At 62.8% G+C, this 21,545-nt stretch carries 21 protein-coding genes and 1 tRNA gene; 10 read left to right on the top strand and 12 right to left on the bottom strand.

Annotated features, from left to right (window positions below; genetic code table 11):
- The first annotated feature begins 133 nt into the window (after window positions 1-133).
- From NKJ11_RS23125 to NKJ11_RS23115, 3 genes are all read left to right on the top strand, one after another.
- Complete coding sequence (locus tag NKJ11_RS23125) at window positions 134-1,027, top strand: sugar phosphate isomerase/epimerase family protein (RefSeq protein WP_352794311.1); 894 nt, start codon at window positions 134-136, stop codon at window positions 1,025-1,027.
- A 336-nt stretch (window positions 1,028-1,363) separates the two neighbouring features.
- Window positions 1,364-1,717 (top strand): cupin domain-containing protein, encoded by a 354-nt coding sequence (locus NKJ11_RS23120; protein ID WP_127266678.1) that lies wholly within the window; start codon window positions 1,364-1,366, stop codon window positions 1,715-1,717.
- A 147-nt stretch (window positions 1,718-1,864) separates the two neighbouring features.
- Complete coding sequence (locus tag NKJ11_RS23115) at window positions 1,865-2,299, top strand: YqaA family protein (protein ID WP_352441765.1); 435 nt, start codon at window positions 1,865-1,867, stop codon at window positions 2,297-2,299.
- On the opposite strand, the gene NKJ11_RS23110 is transcribed toward NKJ11_RS23115, so the two are convergent.
- The 3 genes from NKJ11_RS23110 to NKJ11_RS23100 all read right to left on the bottom strand — a co-directional run bounded on the left by NKJ11_RS23110 (window position 2,282) and on the right by NKJ11_RS23100 (window position 4,324).
- On the bottom strand, window positions 2,282-2,890 hold the full coding sequence (locus tag NKJ11_RS23110; protein ID WP_352794310.1) for a cytochrome b: 609 nt from the start codon (window positions 2,888-2,890) through the stop codon (window positions 2,282-2,284). The two genes, NKJ11_RS23115 and NKJ11_RS23110, sit on opposite strands and share 18 nt — an antisense overlap.
- Before the next feature lie 110 nt (window positions 2,891-3,000).
- Window positions 3,001-3,077: transfer RNA gene (locus NKJ11_RS23105), tRNA-Arg, on the bottom strand.
- Window positions 3,078-3,160: 83 nt separating this feature from the next.
- Entirely contained in the window at window positions 3,161-4,324 is a 1,164-nt protein-coding gene (locus tag NKJ11_RS23100; protein ID WP_352794309.1) for a M20 aminoacylase family protein, read from the bottom strand.
- A gap of 211 nt (window positions 4,325-4,535) precedes the next feature.
- On the opposite strand from NKJ11_RS23100, the gene NKJ11_RS23095 reads away from it, so the two are divergent.
- Both NKJ11_RS23095 and NKJ11_RS23090 read left to right on the top strand, forming a co-directional pair.
- On the top strand, window positions 4,536-5,699 hold the full coding sequence (locus tag NKJ11_RS23095; RefSeq protein WP_352794308.1) for a D-alanyl-D-alanine carboxypeptidase family protein: 1,164 nt from the start codon (window positions 4,536-4,538) through the stop codon (window positions 5,697-5,699).
- 3 nt (window positions 5,700-5,702) lie between these two features.
- Window positions 5,703-6,812, top strand: a complete 1,110-nt coding sequence (locus tag NKJ11_RS23090; protein WP_352794307.1) for a CobW family GTP-binding protein — start codon at window positions 5,703-5,705, stop codon at window positions 6,810-6,812.
- Window positions 6,813-6,821: 9 nt separating this feature from the next.
- On the opposite strand, the gene NKJ11_RS23085 is transcribed toward NKJ11_RS23090, so the two are convergent.
- The 5 genes from NKJ11_RS23085 to NKJ11_RS23065 all read right to left on the bottom strand — a co-directional run bounded on the left by NKJ11_RS23085 (window position 6,822) and on the right by NKJ11_RS23065 (window position 10,719).
- Window positions 6,822-7,058, bottom strand: a complete 237-nt coding sequence (locus tag NKJ11_RS23085) for a sulfurtransferase TusA family protein (protein ID WP_352554452.1) — start codon at window positions 7,056-7,058, stop codon at window positions 6,822-6,824.
- Window positions 7,059-7,066: 8 nt separating this feature from the next.
- Window positions 7,067-8,365 carry a L,D-transpeptidase family protein gene (locus NKJ11_RS23080; protein WP_352554451.1) on the bottom strand — a complete coding sequence of 433 codons (1,299 nt, stop codon included), beginning with the start codon at window positions 8,363-8,365 and terminating at the stop codon, window positions 7,067-7,069.
- A gap of 217 nt (window positions 8,366-8,582) precedes the next feature.
- Window positions 8,583-9,533, bottom strand: a complete 951-nt coding sequence (locus NKJ11_RS23075; protein ID WP_027038080.1) for an acetyl-CoA carboxylase carboxyltransferase subunit alpha — start codon at window positions 9,531-9,533, stop codon at window positions 8,583-8,585.
- A gap of 99 nt (window positions 9,534-9,632) precedes the next feature.
- Entirely contained in the window at window positions 9,633-10,550 is a 918-nt protein-coding gene (locus tag NKJ11_RS23070) for a site-specific tyrosine recombinase XerD (protein ID WP_352723211.1), read from the bottom strand.
- A 16-nt stretch (window positions 10,551-10,566) separates the two neighbouring features.
- Window positions 10,567-10,719 carry a hypothetical protein gene (locus NKJ11_RS23065; protein ID WP_013529356.1) on the bottom strand — a complete coding sequence of 51 codons (153 nt, stop codon included), beginning with the start codon at window positions 10,717-10,719 and terminating at the stop codon, window positions 10,567-10,569.
- Between the two features lie 210 nt (window positions 10,720-10,929).
- Here NKJ11_RS23065 and NKJ11_RS23060 point away from each other — a divergent pair, with 210 nt between their 5' ends.
- From NKJ11_RS23060 to NKJ11_RS23050, 3 genes are read left to right on the top strand one after another with little or no spacing between them, the layout of a single operon-like run.
- On the top strand, window positions 10,930-11,541 hold the full coding sequence (locus tag NKJ11_RS23060; protein WP_352612723.1) for a shikimate kinase: 612 nt from the start codon (window positions 10,930-10,932) through the stop codon (window positions 11,539-11,541).
- Window positions 11,538-12,677 (top strand): 3-dehydroquinate synthase, encoded by a 1,140-nt coding sequence (aroB, locus tag NKJ11_RS23055; RefSeq protein WP_352723209.1) that lies wholly within the window; start codon window positions 11,538-11,540, stop codon window positions 12,675-12,677. Before NKJ11_RS23060 ends, aroB begins: the two co-directional genes overlap by 4 nt.
- Complete coding sequence (locus tag NKJ11_RS23050; RefSeq protein WP_023811067.1) at window positions 12,674-13,570, top strand: HlyC/CorC family transporter; 897 nt, start codon at window positions 12,674-12,676, stop codon at window positions 13,568-13,570. Before aroB ends, NKJ11_RS23050 begins: the two co-directional genes overlap by 4 nt.
- 24 nt (window positions 13,571-13,594) lie before the next feature.
- Here the strand turns inward: NKJ11_RS23050 and NKJ11_RS23045 are convergent, their stop codons facing one another.
- Genes NKJ11_RS23045 through NKJ11_RS23035 form a run of 3 tightly spaced genes read right to left on the bottom strand, consistent with a single transcriptional unit; the run spans window position 13,595 to window position 18,423 of the window.
- On the bottom strand, window positions 13,595-15,136 hold the full coding sequence (locus NKJ11_RS23045) for a SpoVR family protein (RefSeq protein WP_352794306.1): 1,542 nt from the start codon (window positions 15,134-15,136) through the stop codon (window positions 13,595-13,597).
- Between the two features lie 9 nt (window positions 15,137-15,145).
- Window positions 15,146-16,456 (bottom strand): YeaH/YhbH family protein, encoded by a 1,311-nt coding sequence (locus NKJ11_RS23040; RefSeq protein ID WP_352441756.1) that lies wholly within the window; start codon window positions 16,454-16,456, stop codon window positions 15,146-15,148.
- 17 nt (window positions 16,457-16,473) lie between these two features.
- On the bottom strand, window positions 16,474-18,423 hold the full coding sequence (locus NKJ11_RS23035) for a PrkA family serine protein kinase (protein WP_013529362.1): 1,950 nt from the start codon (window positions 18,421-18,423) through the stop codon (window positions 16,474-16,476).
- Between the two features lie 241 nt (window positions 18,424-18,664).
- Between NKJ11_RS23035 and NKJ11_RS23030 the strand changes: the two genes are divergently transcribed.
- Both NKJ11_RS23030 and NKJ11_RS23025 read left to right on the top strand, forming a co-directional pair.
- Window positions 18,665-19,471 carry an alpha/beta hydrolase gene (locus NKJ11_RS23030; RefSeq protein WP_352794305.1) on the top strand — a complete coding sequence of 269 codons (807 nt, stop codon included), beginning with the start codon at window positions 18,665-18,667 and terminating at the stop codon, window positions 19,469-19,471.
- Between the two features lie 100 nt (window positions 19,472-19,571).
- Window positions 19,572-21,125, top strand: coding sequence for an acetolactate synthase large subunit (locus NKJ11_RS23025; protein WP_128304679.1), 1,554 nt, complete (start codon window positions 19,572-19,574; stop codon window positions 21,123-21,125).
- A 30-nt stretch (window positions 21,126-21,155) separates the two neighbouring features.
- Here the strand turns inward: NKJ11_RS23025 and NKJ11_RS23020 are convergent, their stop codons facing one another.
- Window positions 21,156-21,458 carry a BolA family protein gene (locus tag NKJ11_RS23020; RefSeq protein ID WP_128304678.1) on the bottom strand — a complete coding sequence of 101 codons (303 nt, stop codon included), beginning with the start codon at window positions 21,456-21,458 and terminating at the stop codon, window positions 21,156-21,158.
- Window positions 21,459-21,545: the final 87 nt, after the last annotated feature.

The raw sequence follows: 21,545 nt of genomic DNA, 5'->3' as shown, positions 1-21,545 counted from the left end.
GGACGCCTCAGCGCTCTCCCCCGTCCGCCGGCTGCCGCGCCGCCTCCCCTCACTCCGCCCCCCCGCCCCGCCCCCCCCCCCCCCCCCCCCCCCCCCCCCCCCCCCCCACCTCTTGTCAGCACCGGAGACGATGATGTCGCGTATTGGAATCCATTCTTTCGTCTGGTCGGCGAGCTCGGCTCAGGCAGATCTCGAGCGCACGCTGACCAACACCAGGGAGGCCGGCTTCGACCTCATCGAATTCTCCTATCTCGACCCCGCCAATGTCGACATCGGCGGGCTTGCCAGGCGCATCGCCGATCTTGGCCTCGGCGTGGCGATCAGCATCGGATTGCCTGTTGATGGCGACATTTCGAGCGCCGACAAGGCGATTGCCGCGCGCGGCGTCGAAATCCTCAACGACACCATCGCGCTGACGCGCGATCTCGGCGGCCGGAAGGTCGCCGGCATTCTCTCCACCAGCCACGGATTGCAGGTCGAGGCGCCGACGCGCGATCAATGGCAGCGCAGTGCCGGCACGCTGGCCAAGGTTGCCGAGACAGCCAAGGCGGCCGGCGTCACGCTCAACCTCGAGATCGTCAACCGCTTCGAAAGCAATCTGCTCAACACCGCCGCGCAAGGGCTGGCCTTCATCGAGGACACCGGCTCGGACAACATTTTCCTGCATCTCGACACCTTCCACATGAACATCGAGGAGGCCGATGTCGGGCTGGCCATCCGTCAAACCGCGGACAAGATCGGCTATGTCCATATCGGCGAAAGCCATCGCGGCTTCCTCGGCACCGGCAATATCGATTTCGCCGCGATCTTCGATGCGCTGACCGCTATCGGCTACAGCGACGACCTCAGCTTCGAATCCTTCTCTTCGGAAATGGTCGATGAGAACCTGTCGAAGAAGACCGCGATCTGGCGCAATCTCTGGACGGACAACATGGCGCTGGCCAAGCACGCGCGTGCTTTCATCGGTCTGGGAATGGAGACGGCAAGGCGCAAGGCGGAACTCGTCTCGGCGCGGCACAAACCCTGACCCGCCCGTCGAGAGCCGAAGGACGCGGCGTGCGCCGGAGGGCAGGGTTCCGAACCCGGATTAACAGAGGCCTCGTGGCAGCCAGTGCTGGCAGCTTTTGCGCCGCCAGCTTTTACGATAGGAATTTATTCTTGACTCGGTGACCTCAGCTATGGTACATATTTGCCTATGGTGCTGATTTGCGCCAGTGACCCGCCGCACAGGCGGGTTTTCGTTTGATGCACCGTCAGCCAAGGTGCCGGCCGTATGGCGCCGGCATTGCCCGCGGCAGGTGCATCGGTTATCTGACCGGCTAGGCAAACAACGCCACGCAATCCACCAAACGGAGCCCAGCACATGACACGCGAGACAATCCTCAAATTCGGCACCGTCGAACACGCGGACGCCGGCGATCTGGCTGGCTGGATCGTCGTCGAGGGCAAGCCGACCATGCAAACCGCCGTCCAGCACACGACCGAGGACGGCAAGGTGTTGTCGGGCACCTGGCGCGCGACGCCCGGCACCTATCACGCGACCTATACCGACTACGAGTTCGTGCACATGATCGCCGGCCGCATCATCATCACGCCGGACGGCGGCACGCCGGTCGAGGTCGGCCCCGGCGATGCCTTCGTGGTGGAAGCCGATTTCAAGGGAACCTGGAAGATCATCGAGCCGGTGACGAAGCATTTTGTCGTCAGGGTTGGCTGAAACAGGCTGTCAATGTCGCGCGGAGGGACGGTACGGGCTACCCCCCGCGCCAGGACCGGTCGGGCCAAGAATGTACCCACTGCCACATCCTCGAGCAAGAGCAGCTCGTCATGACGGGCAACTGTCGACGTGTAGGCATAGTCCGGCGTGGTGACGCTCTATGGCGCGCTGTTCGTCAGCGCGTTCCTCGCTGCAACCATCCTGCCGGCCTCGTCGGATGTGGTCCTTGCCGGCCTGATCGTATCGGGTCGTGGTGATCCGGCGCTGCTTCTGGCAGTCGCCACGATCGGTAACACGCTCGGCTCCGTGGTCAACTGGATTCTGGGGCGTGGCGTCGATTCGCTGCGGATCAGACGCTGGTTTCCTGTCACTCCCGATCGTTACGAGCAGGCAAGCCGGACGTTCCGACGATTTGGCAAGTGGACGCTGCTGTTTGCCTGGCTTCCGGTTGTCGGAGATGCTTTCACCATCGCGGCAGGCGCGGCACGGGTGAATCTCGGCGTGTTCGTAGTTCTCGTCACCTTGGGCAAGGCGGCGCGATACGCGGCTGTCATTGCGGGAGGATTATGGGCGATTGCGTGAGCTGCCGGCTTCATCGTCGACAGCAAGCGGCGCTTTCTCTTTGCGCGAAGCGATGTTCTGCCGTCCAAAGAGCATGGTGTACATGACATCATCGCGAAGCAGCACGAAATGTACAAATGCTGCGAGGATGTGAACGCCGACGAATCCAAGCAGTATCCAGACCAGCTTTGCGTGGATGAACGCGAAAGCCCTTGCCGCGCCGACGGAGGGCGCCAATGGTACAGGCAAGACTCCGAAAAGCCGCGCGGGAGGCATGAAAGGCATTGGTCGGTAGCCCAGCCATCCCGTTATCAGGACGGCGAGAATCGCAACGTAGAGAAACATATGGAAGAAAGCCGTCGCAAACCGCATGGGCTCTGAGGCTTGCCTGACAGGGGCGCGGGTAAAGATGCGCCAGCAAAGTCTGAGGACGATGACGGCAAGGATCGTCACGCCGATCGACATGTGAAGCGGAAGCCAGTTCATCGTCGCCATACCCGGCCCGTCCATCGGCCCAAAGGCAATGGCGATTTGCGCCGCGAGCGCGATCACGGTGAGCCAATGCAACAGACGAATGCCGAAATGCCAGCGCAGGCGAGGGTTCCCCTTCACATCCGAAGCCCGACTCTTGTCAAATGCAAGAAGGAGGGCGTGATGGTTTCATCCGCTCCAGCGGCCAATTCGCAAAGAAGTATGGCGGCTCACCAAGTCTTTGAAAAGCGTGGTGATCCCGACAGGAATCGAACCTGTGACCTACAGATTAGGAATCTGCCGCTCTATCCTACTGAGCTACGGGACCACGCGGCCAGACACATAGCCGCTTCGGATCGTTTCGCCAAGAGGCCGGCCGAAGGCAATTCGGCCGACTTTGCGCTGCCGTCGTCAGGCGGCCAGCGCGGTTTCCGCCAGTTTCACCCAGTAGCTCATGCCGTGCGGGATGACCTCGTCGTTGAAGTCGTAGGCCGGGTTGTGGAGACCGGCGGTGTCGCCATTGCCGATGAAGATGAAGGCGCCGGGGCGGGCTTCGAGCATGTAGGAGAAATCCTCGCCGCCCATCACGGGCTGGATGCCGCGGTGGACATGGGCGTCGCCGGCGACACTCATCGCGACATCACCGGCAAACACCGTCTCTTCCGCGTGGTTGAAGGTCACGGGGTAATTTGCCTGGTAGCCGACCTCGATCTTTGCCCCGAACGCGGTCGCCAGCCCGTCGCAGATGCTGCGGATGCGCTCTTCGGACTTCTTCGCGATCTCCTTGCGCAAGGTGCGCACGGTGCCGGCTATTTCAGCGGTTTCGGGGATGATGTTGTAGGCGTCACCGGCGTGGAACTTGGTCACCGACACGACCACGGCCTCGACCGGATCGGTGCTGCGCGAGGCGATCGTCTGCAAGGCGCCGACCAGTTGGCTGGTGATGACGATCGGGTCGATCGTGCCGTGCGGCATCGCCGCGTGGCCGCCCTTGCCGCGCACGGTGATGGTGAACTCGGCGGTCGCCGCCATGATCGGACCCGGGCGAATGGCGAACTGCCCGACAGGCAGGCCCGGCATGTTGTGCATGCCGAACACCCTGGAGATGTCGAAACGCTCCATCATGCCGTCCTTGACCATCTCGTTGCCGCCGCCGCCGCCCTCTTCGGCCGGCTGGAAGATCACCGCCACGGAGCCGGTGAAGTTGCGCGTCTCGGCGAGATATTTGGCCGCGCCCAGCAGCATTGCCGTGTGGCCGTCATGGCCGCAGGCATGCATCTTGCCGGGGATGGTCGAGGCGTAGGGCTTGCCCGATATCTCGTTGAGCGGCAGCGCGTCCATGTCGGCGCGCAGGCCGATGGTCGGGCCTTCGCCCTGGCGGCCGCGGATGACGCCGACGACGCCGGTCTTGCCGAGCCCGGTGACCACATCGTCACAGCCGAAAGCCTTCAGCTTCTCGGTGACGAAGGCGGCGGTCTTGAAGACGTCGAAGTTCAGTTCTGGCGTCTGGTGCAGATGCTGGCGCCAGCCGGCAACTTCGTCCTGCATTTCGGCGGCACGGTTCAGGATTGGCATGATGGTTCCATCTCGCTGTTGGGACAGCGGCGTTGGCCGCTGCCTTGCAATTGTGATCGCCAGGCACTTTGCCATCTTGGCGTCACATAGAGTAAATAGCACCGCAACAATGGGTCCGGTTTTTGAGGGTCGGACCATATGCTGGCGATCGCGTAACGAAATCTTACGGAGCCAGGGGCGACTACGGCAAGAGGCGATTTCGGATTTGATCATGCGGTACAGGCATTTCCTCAAACTATTCTCGGCTGGCACAATCGCGCTGTCGGTCCTGGCCGGGCCGGCGCTGGCCAATCCGGTGGTCGTGTTCGACCTCGGCAGCGGCAAGATCCTGCAACATCAGGACGCGTTCAAGCGCTGGTATCCGGCGTCGCTGAGCAAGCTGATGACCGCTTATGTCACCTTTCGGGCGATCGCCGCCGGCGAGGTTCAGCTTGATTCGCCGATCAAGGTGACCAAGCACTCCGCCGGGGAGCCGCCAAGCAAGATGGGCTTCAAGCCGGGCTCGGTGATGCGGCTCGACAACGCACTGAAGATGATGCTGGTCAAATCGGCCAACGACATCGCCATGGCGGTGGGCGAAAATGTCGGCGGTTCGCAGGCGGCCTTTGCCGACCGGATGAACGCCGAGGCGACCCGGCTCGGCATGAACGGCACGCATTTCGTCAATCCGAATGGGCTTTTTTCGCCGGATCAGTACACGACGGCGCGCGACCTCGCCGTGCTGGTGATGGCGATCCGCCGCGAATTTCCGCAATATGCGCCGTGGTTCTCGATCGAGGGTCTTGCCGTCGGCAAGAAGGCGATCCCCAACTACAATCTCTTGATCGGCCGCTATCCCGGCGCCGATGGCATGAAGACCGGCTTTGTCTGCCCTTCCGGCTTCAACATGATCGGTTCGGCGACCCGCAACGGGCGCACGCTGGTCGCGGTGGTGCTTGGCGAGAAATCGGCCGTCACACGTGCCGAGACCGCCGCGAGATTGCTCGATCAAGGTTTTGACGCGCCGGCCGCCGGCTCGGCCACCGTCACCACGCTGGCGCCCTATGGCGACACTGTCTCGCCCAACGACATGCAGGACGAGGTCTGCAAGAAGAAGACGCCGCAGGAGCAGTCGGAGGCACCGCCGGTCGTCGCCAAGGATGCGCCGAAATCGCCCTATCAGAAAAAGCTCGACCATGTGCCGACGCTGGTTGCCGTCGGCCTTGGCGGCGCCACCGGTCCGGCGCCGAAGGCCATCCTCGACCAGGGCGCCCAGGAATACGCCGATGTGCCGATCCCGAGCTGGCGGCCCGACAGGCCGGCACCGGCCGGCACCGGCCCGAAGATTGCCGGCTCCGCCGCGCAGGGCGACCAGCCGGTCAAGGTTGCGAACTAGCCAATGGACAGCGGCTTCCCGATCCCCGTCTCGGTGCTGACCGGCTTCCTCGGCGCCGGCAAGACGACGCTGCTCAACCGGCTGCTCAAGGATCCGGCGCTGGCCGACACGGCGGTAATCATCAACGAGTTCGGCGAGGTGGCGATCGACCATTTGCTGGTCGAGCAGTCTTCCGACGGCATCATCCAGCTGTCGGACGGCTGCCTGTGCTGCACGGTGCGCGGTGAACTGGTCGATACGCTGGCCGACCTGGTCGACCGGCTGCAGACCGGCCGCATCGCCCGTCTTGCCCGCGTCATCGTCGAGACCACCGGCCTTGCCGACCCGGCGCCGGTGCTGCAGTCGATCATGGCGCATCCGGCACTGATCCAGGCCTTCCGGCTCGACGGCGTCATCACGCTGGTCGATGCCGTCAACGGCAATGCCACGCTCGACGCCCATGTCGAGGCGGTGAAGCAGGTCGCCGTCGCCGACCGCATCGTGCTCAGCAAAGCCGATCTGGTCGCCGATCCCAATGAGCTGGAAACGCTGCGGGCGCGCTTGCGGCAGATCAATCCAGGCGCCGAACTGCTCGATGCCGGCGACACGGAGACAGGCGTGGCGGCGTTGTTTGATTGCGGCCTTTACAATCCGGCAACCAAATCCGCCGATGTGCGGCGCTGGCTGGGCGACGAAGCCGCTCATGATCATCACCATCATGATGGCCATGACCACGAGCATGGCCATGACCACGGGCATCGTCACGATCAGCGCGTGCGCTCCTATTCGCTGGTGCATGACGGCCCGGTGCCGTTTTCAGCGATCGAGATGTTCCTCGACCTGCTGCGCTCGACGCATGGCGAGCGCCTGCTGCGCATGAAGGGCGTCATCGAGCTCAGAGAAGACCCGTCGCGGCCTTTGGTGATCCATGGCGTGCAGAAAATCCTGCATCCACCGGTGCAACTGCCGTCCTGGCCGGATGGCCAGCGCGGCACACGGCTGGTGCTGATCACGCTCGATATGCCCGAAGATTATATCCGCAGGCTGTTCGCCGCCTTCACCAACCGGCCGTCGATCGACACGCCCGACCGCGCGGCGCTGGAAAACAACCCGCTGGCCATTGCCGGGCGGTAGCTCCCACGATTACGGCGCGCCGCGCTCGACCAGGAAGCGATGACCGCCGGAGATCGCCGCCGTTTCAATCAACTGGTGGCCGCTCTCGGAGCAGAAGGCCGGAATGTCGATGACGGCGAGCGGGTCGGTGGTCTCCAGCCAGAGCCGGCCGCCCGGTTGCATGCCGGCCAGGCGCTTCTTGGCCTTGAGCACGGGCAAGGGGCAGTTCAGCCCCTTGAGGTCATAAATAGCGGCGCGATCATCCACGGGCGAAATCAACCGCCGAACATGCCGAGCAGCTTGTTCTTCAGCTTCGTCACGCGGCTCTCGTCGGCACTCGCCGCCTGCGTTTCAGCCATTGGCGCCGCTTCCGAAGGGGCGGCGATGGTCGCGGTGGCGACAGGGGCCTCCTTGGCGGCCTTTTCGGCCTCCTTTTCAGCCAGAGCCTGGGCCTTGGCGGCTTCCTTGGCTTGCTTGGCCGCCTCTACGGCAGCCAGCCTCTGCTCCTCGGCCTTCTGCTTGGCGGCTTTTTCGGCGTCGAGGGCAGCCATCTTGCGGCCGGCGGGCGAATCGATGCGGCCCATGCGCGCCGTCTCGGTGACCGAGCCGTCATTGTTGAGCGACGGCGGATCGATCGGCACGCGCTCGCCGCGCGCCCGGCGCTTGGACCAGTCGGAGACGATGCTGGCTTCCTTGATACCGGCAATGGTCGGCTTGGGCGCCGGCACGCTGGCCTTGACCGCGCCGCTGAACGCAGCGTCGTAGGTGCTCATGTAGGAGTTGTAGGCGCTCTTCAGCGAATCAGGCTGCGTCGTCGCCGGGCAGGCGCCGGTCGGATCGAATGTCTGACCGTCGGCGGCAAGCTGGTTGAAGACATAACGCTTCTCGCAGACATCGACCTTTGGCGGCACCTTGGTGATCTCGAAATTGTCGTAGCCGACCTTGAGCATCTTCCAGAAGTCGTAATTCGGGTCGTTGCGGTAGCGGGCCATGTTGGCGGCGGTCATGCGGAACGGAAACGCCTGGATCTGGAACTCGGTCTGGCCGCCCTGGAAAGCATCGCGGCCGAAGGCATAGATCTGCTCGATCTGCGCATCGGTCATCGAATAGCAGCCCGACGACGAACAGGCGCCGTGCACCATCAAATTGGAGCCGGTGCGGCCATTGGCGCGGTCATAGGCGTTGGGATAGCCGATGTTGAAGGACAGATGGTAGTTCGAGCGCGGATTCATCTGCGCCGGGCGCACCGTGTAGAAGCCTTCCGGTGCCTGGCGGTCGCCTTCGGTGTATTTAGGCCCGAGCTTGCCCGACCATTTGCAGATGTCGTAGCTGGCGACCATGTCATAGCGGCCGTTGGTCTTGGCCTTCCAGATCTCGAGCTTGCCCTCTTCCTTGAAGATGCGGGCCATCACCGACGAGGTGCGGACCATGCCCTTGGCTCTCATGTCGGCGAGGATCTTGTCGGGCAGCGGCTTGTTGGCCTCCGGGGCAAAATCCTTCATCGACGAATTGTTGCAGCCGGCAATGCCGAGGGCAGCGATCAGGATTCCGGTGCGGGCAAGCTTGACAAACATGGCTGCGGATATCGTCTTTTCTCTGGCGCCAGGACGTTTCCTGCCCCGGCTGCTACACTGCGCATCGACGGACCCTAAGCCCGTTAACCCTAATAAATTCCTTACCGCAAGTGCCGACGCATCCCCCTGCGGCAGTCTCATTGAGCCGAATGCAGCGGCATTTTTGTGGCAAAAATGCTCCGCCCCGCCACATTATGGCGGCCAAGGCTGTCTGTGGTCAGAGACTGCGGCCCATGGCCAGGTATTTTTCGCGGCGCTGCTCGCGGAAATCGGTGTTGGCGCCGGCAAAGTCCTTCATCGTCCTGGCGATGAGGTCTCCGGTCGCGGCGATCACGGTTTCGGCGCCGCGATGCGCGCCGCCGAGCGGCTCGGGGATGATGGCGTCGATGATCTTCAGTTCAAAAAGATCCTGCGCGGTGATCTTCATGTTGGTCGCCGCGTCCTTCGATCGCGTCGTGTCGCGCCACAGGATCGAGGCGGCACCTTCCGGCGAAATCACCGAATAAATGGCGTGTTCGAGCATGTAGACGCGGTTGGCGGTGGCGATGGCGATGGCGCCGCCCGAACCGCCTTCGCCGATGACCACCGAGATCGACGGTACTTTCAGGCCGAGACAGGTCGAGGTTGAACGGGCGATAGCCTCCGCCTGGCCGCGCTCTTCAGCGTTGACACCGGGATAGGCGCCGGCCGTGTCGACCAGCGTCAGCAGCGGGATCTTGAAGCGGTCGGCCAGTTCCATCAGCCGTACCGCCTTGCGGTAGCCCTCCGGGCGAACCGAGCCGAAATTGTGCTTCAGGCGGCTGGCTGTGTCGGAACCTTTTTCCTGGCCGATGATGGCAATGGGTTCGCCGCGGAAACGGGCGAAACCGCCGACGATCGCCTGGTCCTCACCGAAATTGCGGTCGCCGGCCAGCGGCGTGAAATCGGTGAACAGGCCCTTGATATAGTCGACGCAATGCGGCCTGTCGGGATGACGCGCCACCTGCACCTTCTGCCACGGCGTCAGCGCCTTGTAGGCGTCGCGCAGCGCGTCGCGGGAGCGCTTCTCGAGACGGCTGATCTCGTCGCCGACATCGACCGCCTCACCATTCTCGGCAAGCTTCTTCAGCTCGAGGATCTTGCCCTCGAGGTCCTGCACCGGCTTTTCGAAATCGAGGTAATTGTACATGCGTGAGCGGACCGATACGTCGGAAGGCAGTGGCTGACGGAACCCTTGAATCCAAGGCTCCGGGCGGTGAAATGTCGTCCTCACATAGCGATATGAGGCCTAGTCGGCAAGCGGATGATGATCGTTGACCAGCCGCACCAGCCGCTCTTCCAGCACATGGGTGTAAATCTGTGTCGTCGATATGTCGGCATGGCCAAGCAATTGCTGCACGACCCTGAGATCGGCGCCGTTCTGCAGGAGATGGCTGGCGAAAGCATGGCGCAGTACATGCGGCGAGATCTTCGCCGAGGCGATGCCGGCCCTTGCCGCCAGCCCCTTCAGGTCACGCGCGAAGACCTGGCGCGAGAGATAGCCGCTGTCGGAGGCGGCCGGAAACAGGAACGGACTGTCGGCAAAGGCGGGCACCCTGGCGCGGGCGGCAAGCCAGGTCTTCATCGCCGTGCGCGCCTTGGCGGAGAGCGGCACCATGCGCTCCTTGTCGCCCTTGCCGCGCACCATGAAGAAACGGTCGTCGCGCTGCGCCACCGTCACCGGCAGGCCGACCAGCTCCGAAACGCGCAGGCCGGTGGCGTAAAGCACCTCGACCAGCGCATGCAGGCGCAGTGACGCCAGACTGTCCCCATCGCCCGACGAGACACCGCCGGCCTCAAGCGCCGCACGGTCGATCAGCCGGCCGGTGTCGGCCTCGCTCATCGTCTTGGGCAGCGGGCGGCCCTTTCTCGGACTGTCCAGCGTGCCGGTCGGGTCATCGCCGCGCAGGCCTTCGGCGTAGAGGAATTTGAAGAACTGGCGGATCGCCGACAGTTTGCGCGCCTGCGAGGTGGCTGCAAAGCCGCGGGCGGCAATGTCGTCGAGATAGGCGCGGATATCGGCGGCGGCGGCACCGGCCAGCCCGCCATCGATCGCGCCAGAAGCGTCCTCGAGGTCGCGGCGGTAGGAGGAAAGCGTGTTTTCGGCCGCGCCCCGCTCGGCGCTCATCATTTCCAGAAAGGCTTCGATGCGGGCGGCGCTGTTCATTCAATTTTCTTCGGGTTCAGCTTTTCTTGGGGTTCAGCTTTTCCGGAGGGATGCGCACGCTCATTTCCCCCTTCTTTGGCTCGACGAACATCACCAGTGCGAACATCGTACCATAGGCAATGCCAGCCAGAATCGCTGTTACCACGACAAAGCGAAACAGTGTCGGCATCAATTTTCGCCCGTCTTCTTGTTCTGCATTTCCAAACCCTGTCCCCTTATGGGACGCCAATCCGGCCAATTCAAGGAAGAAGCTGGGGCCTGTTAGCAACTTCTCATGCAGACCCTGCCGGTCCATATCGGGTTCAAGGCACTTGCCACGCTTGACGCAAACGGGCTTTTCATGTCGATACGCCGGCAAAGAGGGCCTTCGAACAATCCAATGAACGCGCTGCCAGCAAATCCTCCAGACGAGACCCACGCCGCGTTGCTTGGCCGGCTGGGCAGCCGTTCCGTCGTCTTCGTCGGACTGATGGGCGCTGGCAAGACGGCGATCGGCCGCAAGGTGGCAACGATGCTGGCGCTGCCCTTCATCGACAGCGACCAGGAGATCGAAAGCGTCTCGCGCATGACCGTTCCGGAGCTGTTCGAGCGCTATGGCGAGACCGAATTCCGGGCGCTGGAGCAGCGCGTCATCCTGCGCGTGCTGGAAAACGGCCCGCAGGTGCTGTCGACCGGCGGCGGCGCCTTCATGAATGCGCAGACGCGCGAGGCGATTGCAGCGCAGGGCGTGTCGGTATGGCTGAAGGCCGAGCTCGATCTTCTGATGGACCGCGTCTCCAAGAAGCAGAACCGGCCATTGTTGAAAAGTGCCGATCCGCGCGCCGTGCTGGAGCGGCTGATGGGCGAGCGCTATCCGATCTACGCGACATCGGACGTCACCGTGCCGACCCGCGACGACCGCAAGGAAGTCATCGCGACCGAGGTGGTGGACGCGCTGTGCCGGCATTTCGGCATCGATGAGACGACGGCGGCGGGCGAGGTGGAATCGTGAGCATCGCACCCGTTGTCGTCGAAGTAGGCCTTGGCGATCGGACCTATGACATTCTGATCGGCTCGGGGTTGTTGGCCCGCGCGGGCGCGGAGATTGCGCGCCGGCTGCCGGGCACGCGCGCCGCGGTCGTCACCGACGCCAATGTCGCGGCAGCGCATCTCGCTGCCCTTCAGGCCAGCCTCGAAACGGGCGGCATCCAGACCGCCGTGATCACGTTGCCGCCCGGCGAGAAGACCAAGAGTTTTGCTCATCTCGAAGAGGTGGTCGACGGTGTGCTGGCTGCGAAACTGGAGCGCGGCGACATCGTCATCGCCTTCGGCGGCGGCGTTATTGGCGACCTTGCCGGCTTTGCCGCCGGCATTGTGCGGCGCGGGATGAATTTCGTGCAGATCCCGACCTCGCTGCTGGCTCAGGTCGATTCCTCGGTCGGCGGCAAGACCGGCATCAACAGCCCACGCGGCAAGAACCTTGTCGGCGTCTTCCATCAGCCGAAATTGGTGTTGGCCGACACCGGGGTGCTCGACACGCTGCCGATCCGCGAATTCCGCGCCGGCTATGCCGAACTCGCCAAATACGGGCTCATCAACCGGCCGGAATTTTTCGCCTGGCTGGAAGAGAACTGGGCAAAGGTGTTCGCCGGCGGGCCGGAGAGGACGCAGGCGATTGCCGAAGCCTGCCGCGCCAAGGCGGACGTGGTTGCGCGCGACGAATTCGAGACCGGCGACCGCGCGTTGCTCAATCTCGGCCACACATTCGGCCACGCGCTGGAAGCCGCCACCCAATATGACGGAAGCCGCCTCGTCCATGGCGAAGGCGTCGCAATCGGCATGGCGCTGGCCTACCGGTTCTCGTCACGGCTCAATCTGGCCAGCCCCGACGATGCCGCGCGCGTCGAGTCGCATCTGCGCGCCGTCGGCCTGCCTTGGCGGATAGCCGACATCCCGGGCGAATTGCCTGACGCCGAGGCTCTGCTGGCCTTCATCACCCAGGACAAGAAGGTGTCACGCGGCGCGCTGACCTTCATCCTGACGCGCGGCATCGGCCAGGCTTTCATTGCCAAAGATGTTCCGGCATCGGAAGTGCTGTCGTTTCTGACAGAAAACCATCCTGACCAGCAGAAGATGCGGCCGAGATGACCAACGAGCCCGGCTGGATCGTCGTTGCCGTCCTTGCCATCCTCATCGCGCTGCTCGTTGCCGTGCGCACGCGCCTGCTTGCCATGTTCGGATACGAGCTTTCGCGCATCGAGCCGCAGCGTTCCAGCCAGGACGAATTGCGCGGTGCGGTCGACGATTTCCGCCGCGACGGCCAGGTGGTGCGCGAGGATCGCGACCGCGTCGGCGGGCTGTTCGATCTCGCCGAGCTGGAAGTCTCCGACGTCATGGTCCACCGCACCAACATGCGCTCGGTCAATGCCGACAATGCGCCGGAAGCGGTGGTGCGCGAGATTTTGCAAAGCCCGCACACCCGCATGCCGCTGTGGAAAGGCTCGCTCGACAACATCGTCGGCGTGCTGCATGCAAAGGATCTGCTGCGCGCCTTGAACGAAGTCGGCAACGATTTCTCCCGGATCGACGTGATGAAGATCGCCTCGAAACCCTGGTTCGTGCCCGACACCACGACCTTGCAGGAACAGCTCAACGCCTTCCTTCGCCGCAAGGCGCATTTCGCCGTCGTGGTCGACGAATATGGCGAGGTCGAAGGGCTGGTGACGCTGGAGGACATTATCGAGGAGATCGTCGGCGAGATCGCCGACGAGCATGATGTCGATATACAGGGCGTCAAGCAGGAGGCCGACGGCTCCGTCGTCGTCGACGGCACGGTGCCCATCCGTGACCTCAACCGGGCTCTCGACTGGAACCTGCCGGATGAGGAGGCCACCACCATTGCCGGCCTCGTCATCCACGAGACGCAATCGATCCCCGAGGAGAAGCAGGCTTTTACGTTCCACGGCAAGCGCTTCGTCGTGATGAAACGCGACAAGAACCGGATCGCAAGGCTGAGGATCAGGCCAGCCGGCGACACCTGATACGCGCAGGGAGGCCGGGGCACGTCATCCGGCGATCTGGCTGGTCGAGCGTTCGTGGATCGTCGCGCCGGTCTCGGCATCTATGGCGGCCAGGCTGACTTCATAGCCCCAAAGCCTGCGAATGTGACGAAGCGTGGCGTCGCGGCTGGCATCCTCGAGAAGGATGCCGTCATTGACCTTGTGCTGCAGCCGCAAATGGCGGTCGCCGAGCAGATCGACATCCACCACCTGAATGTCCGGCCGGTTCGCGCCGAGATCGTAACTGTTGGCGAGCGCGTCGCGTATCTTGCGGTAGCCGCGCTCGTCGTGGATCGAGGTGACCTGACAATGCGGTTGGTCGGCAGCGTCGCCGAGCACAAAAAACCGCCATTTCCGGATCATGGCCGGACTGAGGTACTGGCGGATAAACGATTCGTCGCGATGATCGGCCCATGCGTCAAGCAGGACCTCGCGCCAGTTGCCCTGGCCGGCGATGTCGGGAAACCAATCGCGGTCCTCGGCCGTGGGTTTGGTCGAGATGCGCTGAATGTCCTGCATCATGTCGAGGCCGAGAGCATAGGGGTTGATGCCTGAAAAGCGCGGATCGTCGAAGGCCGGCTGAAAGACCACGTTGGAATGATTGCGCAGGATTTCGAGCATGGCGCCTTCGCTGATCTGGCCGCGGTCGAACAGCATGTTCATCAGCGTATAGTGCACGAAAGTGGCACAGCCTTCGTTCATCACCTGTGTTTGCCGTTGCGGGTAAAAATATTGCGCGATGACGCGGACGATCCTGATGATCTCACGCTGCCAGGGCTCCAGGACCGGGCTGTTCTTTTCCAGGAAATAGAGCAGGTTTTCCTCAGGCAGGTTGAGCGATTTCTTCCGCTCCGGGTCCTGGCCCTTTTCGTTGGTCGCTTGCTGGGAAGGCGGCAGCGTACGCCACAAGTCGTTGTAGGAGCGCTCCTCGTATTCGAGACGCTCGCGAATTCCTTCGCGTTGCCGTTCGGACGACAGCCTCGGCGGCCGGTGATAGCGAAACACGCCCTGATCCATCAGCGCGTGAGCGGAATCGAGAACAGCCTCGACGGGGGCGAGGCCGTGCCGCTCCTCGCAACGGACTATGTAGCCCTTGGCGAAGTCCAGGTAGCCGAGGATCGCACCCGCATCCGTCCACTGTTTGAACAGCTGATTGTTCTTGAAGAAATGATTGTGCCCGAGCGCTGCATGGGCCGTCACCAAGGCCTGCAGGGCCATGGTGTTTTCCTCCATCAGATAGACGATGCAGGGATTGGAATTGATGACCAGTTCATAGGCAAGCCCTCGCCCGCCTTTGCGATAGAGCAGATCCTGGTGGAGGAAATGTTTGCCGAAAGACCAGTGACGGTACATCAATGGCATGCCGATGGACGAATAGGCGTCGAGCATTTGTTGCGACGAGATGATCTCCATCTGAACGGGATAGGTGTCCAGATGAAGCTCTTCGACCGCAAGTGCCTCGATCGCGTCATAGGCCCGCGACAATGTTTTGAAATCCCAGTCTGACCCTGAGAAAAGCAGACTGGATTTGCTCGCTTGTCTGGCCATCGGGAACCCTCACGCTCTCTTGAGGGAGGCCGGCTGCCTGCCGAAGAGCTGGCGAAAGACCGGGTAGATATCGGCGGGTGTGGCGATGCGGCTCATCTGGAAGTTCGGCCACTTCTGGTCGATGGCGTTATAGGCACGCCACAGCGACGTCCCGTTTTCGGTCGAGCCGAAAATATGGGCTTCACGCTCGTCGATGATCTCGACATAGGCAAAATATTGGCACAGCCGCATGAGTTCGCCGTTGAGCAGCGAAATGCATCGCTCTGAATCGCCGGCGAAATTGTCGCCGTCCGAGGCCTGGGCGGCATAGATGTTCCAGTCGTGGGCCGGGTAACGGCTGGCGATAATACGGTGCATTTCCTCCAGCGCGGTGGAAACGACGGTGCCGCCGCTTTGGGTGTTGTAGAAAAATGTCTCCTCGTCGACCTCCTGAGCCAGGTGCGTGTGGCGGATGAAGACAATCTCGATGCGGTCGTAGCGTCGTTTCAAGAACAGGTGCAGCAGCACGAAGAAACGCTTGGCCAGATCCTTCTCGCGCTCGCCCATGGACCCGGACACGTCCATCAGACAGAACATGACGGCATTGGCGTTCGGCACCGGCCGGGAATCGAAGCGGTTGAAGCGGATGTCGACCGGATCGACATAGGCAATCCGGCGGCGGCGTCGTTCCAGCCGGTCAAGCTCTTCGCGCAATGCCGCGATACGCTGGCGCGCGTCGACGCTGGATGGCGCCGACTCGAGCGAGGCGATTTCCTCGAGGAGGACATCCAGTTCGACCTGCTTGGGGCGCCTCAGCGCAATGCGGCGGCCGTGGCTGTTGCGCATCGTGCGGCCGACATTGATGTTGGTCGGCGAACCGGTGGCGGCGAAGCCGGCTCTGCGCGGCTTGAAGGCAAGGATCTCCTTGAGGTTGAGCTTGACCATGTCCGGGAGCTCGAGATCCTCGAAGAACAGATCGAGCACTTCCTCGCGCGACAGTACGAAACGAAAGTCGTCCTCTGATGCCTTGTTTCCCGGGGACGATGCTCCCCCGCCGCCTCCGCCGGGCTTGGGGATCAGGTCTCCGGCGGAGAAATGCCTGTTGCCCGGCAAGATGTGCTGGCGCCTGCCGGTGTCGCCGGCGTTGTTGAAGCTCGGCTCGCTTGTGCCTCTTTCGGGCATGCGCACGGCGTGCTCGGAATCCGCGTCGGCAATCCTGCCGGTGCGGATCTGGTCGCGTATGCTCCGCTTCAATTCCTCGCGCGCGCGTCGGAGGAAGCGCTGGCGATTGCCGAGACTCTTGTCTTTCGGGTTCAGGCGGCGGTCGATGAAGATCGGCATGGAACCATCCGGGTTCTCTAACCCGCCCTGTTCACCCGCATGTACCAGTCCACAAGGCGACGAACCTGCCGCTCGGTGTAGCCGCGCTCGACCATCCGCTGCACGAATTCATTGTGCCGCTTTTCCGTGACGCTGTCCTGCTTGGAGCCGAAACTGATCACCGGCAGGAGGTCCTCGACCTGGCCGAACATGCGTTTCTCGATGACTTCCCGCAGCTTTTCGTAACTTGTCCACGCCGGGTTGCGGCCATGGTTTCTTGCACGGGCGCGCAGCGTGAATTTCACCACCTCGTTGCGGAAGTCCTTGGGATTGGCGATGCCGGCCGGTTTTTCGACCTGCGAAAGCTCGTTGTCCAAAACCTCGCGGTTGAGGATCTGGCCGGTGTCGGGATCCTTGTAGTCCTGGTCTTCGATCCAGGCGTCGGCATAGGCGATGTAGCGGTCGAAAAGATTCTGGCCGTACTCGCTGTACGATTCCAGATAGGCTTTCTGGATCTCATGGCCGATGAATTCGGCATACCGCGCGGCCAGCTCGGACTTGATGAACTCCAGATAGGCGGCTTCCGTCTCCTTCGGAAACTGTTCGCGCTTGATTGCCTCCTCCAGGATGTACATGAGATGCACGGGGTCGGCGGCCACCTCTTCGGTGTCATAGTTGAAGGTCTGCGACAGGATCTTGAAGGCAAAGCGCGTGCTGACGCCGGCCATGCCCTCGTCGACGCCCGCGGCGTCCCGATATTCCTGAACCGACTTGGCCTTGGGGTCGACTTCCTTGAGGTTCTCGCCATCATAGGCGCGCATCTTGGTGTAGAGCGGCGAATTGTCGTGCTCGGCCAACCGGGTCGAGACGGTAAACCGGCTGAGGATGTCCAGCACCTCTGGAGCGCAGGGACTGGCGGCCAATTCGCTCTCCCGCAGCAGTTTCTCGTAGATCTGCCGCTCTTCGGTTATCCGCAGGCAATACGGCACCTTGACCACGAGGATGCGATCGAGAAAAGCCTCATTGTTCTTGTTGTTCTTGAACTGCAGCCATTCCGACTCGTTGGAATGAGCCACGATGATCCCCTGATAGGGAAAGGCGCCGAAATTTTCGGTGCCGTTGTAGCTGCCTTCCTGGGTGGCGGTCAGCAGCGGATGCAGGACCTTGATAGGCGCCTTGAACATTTCGACGAATTCAAGCAGGCCCTGGGTGGTCCGGTTCAGTCCGCCACTATAGGAATAGGCGTCCGGATCGGATTGGCTGAAATTTTCCAATTGCCGGATATCTACCTTGCCAACCAGGGCCGAAACGTCCTGATTGTTCTCGTCGCCGGGCTCGGTCTTGGCGATGCCGATCTGGCGCAGTCGCGAAGGCATCAGCTTGACGACGCTGAACTTGGAAATGTCGCCGGAGAGTTCATCGAGGCGCTTGGCCGCCCATGGCGAAATGAGCCCATTCAACCGGCGTCGGGCAATGCCGTATTTATCCTCCAGCAGGTCGCCCATGCGATCGGGATGGAAAAGGCCCAGCGGCGATTCGAAAACCGGGCTGACCTGGTTGCCGACCTTCAGCGTGTAGATCGGGCGCTGCTCCATCAACTTCTTCAGCCGCTCGGCAAGGGACGATTTGCCGCCGCCGACCGGGCCGAGCAAATAGAGGATTTGCTTGCGTTCCTCGAGCCCCTGCGACGCATAGCGAAAATAGCCGGCGATGCGCTCGATTGTGTCCTCCATGCCATAGAAATCGGCAAAGGAGGGGTACACTTTCAGGGTTCGATTGGAGAATATGCGGCCGAGCCGCTCATCCTTGCTGGTGTCGACCAGGTTCGGCTCGCCGATCGCCTCGACCATCCGTTCAGGCGCTGAGGCATACATCGACTTGTCCTCGCGGCAGGCAAGGAGATATTGCTGGATGCTGATCTCTTCCTGTGCCGCGTTGGTGTAAATTTCCGAAAACAGATCGAAGACGTCAGACTGGTTCTCTCGCATGATGCTTTTGCCCTCGGAGCCGCTGTGGCTTCCATTCGGCTCACCTCGCATTCAACTGTCGGGGGGTACCGTTTGTTCCCTTCATGTGAAGAGGTGGCTACGATCATGAGGTTTTGAGGCCACTCCGGGATCAAGGCGCTCGGTGCGGAGCGGTATTCAGCGCGGGTAGCGGGTGTGTGGCGAATCCCTGACTGGACGGCTGGGGCCGCCGCGTGCAGTCTTGCCTCGTCAGGAGACAGTGATGATCGATCGACGAAGCCTGATCATGGCCTCGGTGGCGGCGATGCTGCCGTTGGAAGCATCGGCCGCGTCGGAAACACGCCGACCCACGCCAAAAACCTTAGACTACGGGCCGGCCAAGCTCGACATCTATGCGCCCGATGGTGCAATGGGCCTGCCGGTCGTGTTTTTCGTTCATGGCGGCACCTGGCAGTTTGGCAAACGCAGTCAGGTCGACGCCAAACCGGCCTTCCTGCTCGCCAACGGCTTCTGCTTCGTCTCCATCGATTACCGCATGTTGCCGCAGGCCGATGTCGCCACCCAGGCCGGTGACGTCGAAAAGGCCTACGCCTACATCAGAGCCAACATCGCCCGGCATGGCGGCGATCCCAACCGCATCGTCGGCATGGGCCATTCGGCCGGCTGCCATCTGATTGCGCTGACCGGCATGCGCGGCGGGTTGCCCGGCATAGCTGCGCTCCTTCTCGACGATACCAGGGCCTATGATCTTGCAGCACTTGCCAAGAAGGGCGGCATGGTGCGGGCCTATGCCCGCGTCTTTTCCGATCCCGCGCAATGGGCGGCACTGTCGCCGGCCAGCCATGTCGACGGCCGCAGGCACCCGCCGACTTTCATTGCCTATTCGCGCGCCCCTGGCCGCGGCGAGGACTCCAAGGCCTTTGCCGAGCGCCTGCGCGCGACGGGCACCAAGGTCACGCTGTTCGACGGCAGCGCCTACACGCATATGTCGATCAATCGGGATTTCGGCGAGGATGGCGACGCGCTGACCGCGGCCGCTCTGGCATTCCTGAAATCGACGGTTGGCTGATCTTTACGGCACTGGATCAGATCAAAAGTGGCGGCGGGATATTGCTGTGCGGGCGCGCCAGGGTGCAAGTGCTCTTCGATCGTGAGCGGGAGGGAATTGCATGAACGGTGCCGATGTCCTGTGTGACGTGCTTCTGGCCAACGATGTGACGGTCTGCTTCGCCAATCCCGGCACCTCCGAAATGCACTTCGTTGCAGCACTTGACCGCAAGCCGAAAATGCGTTGCGTGCTCGGGCTGTTCGAAGGCGTGGTGACCGGGGCCGCCGATGGCTATGCGCGGATGACCGATCGGCCGGCCGCGACGCTGCTGCATACCGGTCCCGGCCTGGCCAACGGACTCGCCAACATGCACAATGCCCGGCGTGCCTTCAGCCCGATGATCAACATCGTCGGCGACCACGCCTCTTACCATCTGCCGCTCGATGCCCCGCTCACCAGCGATATCGAAAGCCTTGCGGCGCCGATGTCCAACTGGGTCGGCCGCGTCAAGGGCCCGGCCGATATCGCGCCGGCAGCTGAAGCAGCCTTTCGCGCCTCGCTGACACCACCCGGCGTCGCGACGATGATCCTGCCGGCGGATGCCGCCTGGGGCGAAGTCGACGCGGTTTCGGTCGGCAAGGTGAAGCTGGTGCCAGCGCCGGCCGTCGATATGGACGCCGTGCGCAAGGTCGCCGCGGCGATCCGTGCCGCTCCGGGCCGGGCAGGCATGATCGTTCGCGGAAAGGCCGCACGCGCCGATGCGCTCGCCATCGCCGGGCAAATCTCGACGGGCAGCGACGTCCGGCTGTTCGGCGAGGTTCTGATCGCACGGATGCAACGCGGGCGCGGGCGTGTCGCGCCGGCCCGCATCCCCTATCCGGTCGACGCGGCGATGGCTGTGCTCAGGGATGTCGATGTTCTGATCCTGGTCGGCGCGAAGGAGCCGGTTGCCTTCTTCGCCTATCCGGGAAAACCGGGACGGCTCGTTCGGGAAGGCTGCGAGGTGCTGACACTGGCCGCCCATGGCGAAGATCTGCATGCGGCGCTGGAGGCGCTTCGCGACGAACTTGGCATCAAGCCGCCGAAACGACAGGTCGTCGCGGCCGCTTTTCCCGACGAGGCAACGCCGAGCGGCAAGCTGACGGAAGATGCGATCGCGCTGTCGGTGGCGCGCAAACTGCCGGCCGATGCGATCATTTGCGATGAAGCGGTCACCTCGGCCAGGCGTTTCTTCGCGCTGTCGGCCTTTGCAGCGCCGCACGACTACATGATGGGCACGGGCGGATCGATCGGCGGCGGCATCCCGATGGCGACCGGGGCGGCAATCGCCTGTCCGGACCGCAAGGTGATCAATCTAGAGGCCGATGGCAGCGGGATGTACACGGTGCAGGGATTGTGGACGCAGGCGCGGGAAAAGCTCGACGTGGTGACGATCGTGTTTTCCAACCGAACCTATGCGATCCTGCATGGCGAGATGAAGAATGTCGGCGTCGGCGCCATCGGCGAGAACGCCAGGCGCATGCTCGACCTCGACTATCCCTCGCTCGACTGGGTGTCGCTGGCCAAAGGCATGGGCGTGGAGGCGGCCCGCGCCGATACGTGCGAGCGCTTCGAGGCGCTGCTGGACAGCGCGCTGTCACGGCGCGGGCCGTTCCTCATCGAAGCGGTGCTCTGAGCGCGGCGAAAAACGATAGGCGGAACCGAGCTACCAGCGGGTCTTTTCGCCGGGAGCCGCCGGTTCGATCGCCAGCGCGTGCACGCCGGCCTTCAATTCATCGGCAAGCAATTCATTGACGGCGCGGTGACGGTCGATGCGGCTCATGCCGGCAAAGGCGGAAGCGACGACGCGGACGCGAAAATGCGTCTCGCCGGTGCCGTCGTAAGTGCCGTGGTGGTCGGAGCCGTGATGGTGGTGACCGGCATGGAGATGGCTCTCGTTGATGATAACCAGCCTGTCCGGCGAAAATGCCTTATTGAGCTTGTCTTCCATGGTCGCCTCTATGGACATCGCCATCTCCCTTCACCAAATATCGCTGGCGTCTCGGCCTGGAAACCGAAAATCGGTTTCGCGAGGGGCCGCCGCCGTGCAACAAAA

Origin of the sequence: Mesorhizobium sp. M0243 (genome assembly GCF_040321775.1) — a bacterium.
Classification (GTDB): Bacteria; Pseudomonadota; Alphaproteobacteria; order Rhizobiales; family Rhizobiaceae; genus Mesorhizobium.
Note: the sequence above shows the minus strand (reverse complement) of the source record. Positions and strands in the feature narration are given on the sequence as shown.

Excerpts from the sequence above, each read along its gene's own strand:
- NKJ11_RS23040 (WP_352441756.1), bottom strand. The coding sequence starts at position 16,456 with ATGCCGATCTTCATCGACCGCCGCCTGAACCCGAAAGACAAGAGTCTC.
- NKJ11_RS23100 (WP_352794309.1), bottom strand. The coding sequence starts at position 4,324 with ATGCCAATCCTGAACCGTGCCGCCGAAATGCAGGACGAAGTTGCCGGC.
- NKJ11_RS23045 (WP_352794306.1), bottom strand. The coding sequence starts at position 15,136 with ATGGCCAGACAAGCGAGCAAATCCAGTCTGCTTTTCTCAGGGTCAGAC.
- NKJ11_RS23120 (WP_127266678.1), top strand. The coding sequence starts at position 1,364 with ATGACACGCGAGACAATCCTCAAATTCGGCACCGTCGAACACGCGGAC.
- NKJ11_RS23080 (WP_352554451.1), bottom strand. The coding sequence starts at position 8,365 with ATGTTTGTCAAGCTTGCCCGCACCGGAATCCTGATCGCTGCCCTCGGC.
- NKJ11_RS23065 (WP_013529356.1), bottom strand. The coding sequence starts at position 10,719 with ATGCCGACACTGTTTCGCTTTGTCGTGGTAACAGCGATTCTGGCTGGC.
- NKJ11_RS23050 (WP_023811067.1), top strand. The coding sequence starts at position 12,674 with ATGACCAACGAGCCCGGCTGGATCGTCGTTGCCGTCCTTGCCATCCTC.
- NKJ11_RS23035 (WP_013529362.1), bottom strand. The coding sequence starts at position 18,423 with ATGCGAGAGAACCAGTCTGACGTCTTCGATCTGTTTTCGGAAATTTAC.
- NKJ11_RS23030 (WP_352794305.1), top strand. The coding sequence starts at position 18,665 with ATGATCGATCGACGAAGCCTGATCATGGCCTCGGTGGCGGCGATGCTG.
- NKJ11_RS23070 (WP_352723211.1), bottom strand. The coding sequence starts at position 10,550 with ATGAACAGCGCCGCCCGCATCGAAGCCTTTCTGGAAATGATGAGCGCC.
- NKJ11_RS23025 (WP_128304679.1), top strand. The coding sequence starts at position 19,572 with ATGAACGGTGCCGATGTCCTGTGTGACGTGCTTCTGGCCAACGATGTG.
- NKJ11_RS23060 (WP_352612723.1), top strand. The coding sequence starts at position 10,930 with ATGAACGCGCTGCCAGCAAATCCTCCAGACGAGACCCACGCCGCGTTG.
- NKJ11_RS23095 (WP_352794308.1), top strand. The coding sequence starts at position 4,536 with ATGCGGTACAGGCATTTCCTCAAACTATTCTCGGCTGGCACAATCGCG.
- NKJ11_RS23075 (WP_027038080.1), bottom strand. The coding sequence starts at position 9,533 with ATGTACAATTACCTCGATTTCGAAAAGCCGGTGCAGGACCTCGAGGGC.
- NKJ11_RS23090 (WP_352794307.1), top strand. The coding sequence starts at position 5,703 with ATGGACAGCGGCTTCCCGATCCCCGTCTCGGTGCTGACCGGCTTCCTC.
- NKJ11_RS23125 (WP_352794311.1), top strand. The coding sequence starts at position 134 with ATGTCGCGTATTGGAATCCATTCTTTCGTCTGGTCGGCGAGCTCGGCT.
- NKJ11_RS23020 (WP_128304678.1), bottom strand. The coding sequence starts at position 21,458 with ATGTCCATAGAGGCGACCATGGAAGACAAGCTCAATAAGGCATTTTCG.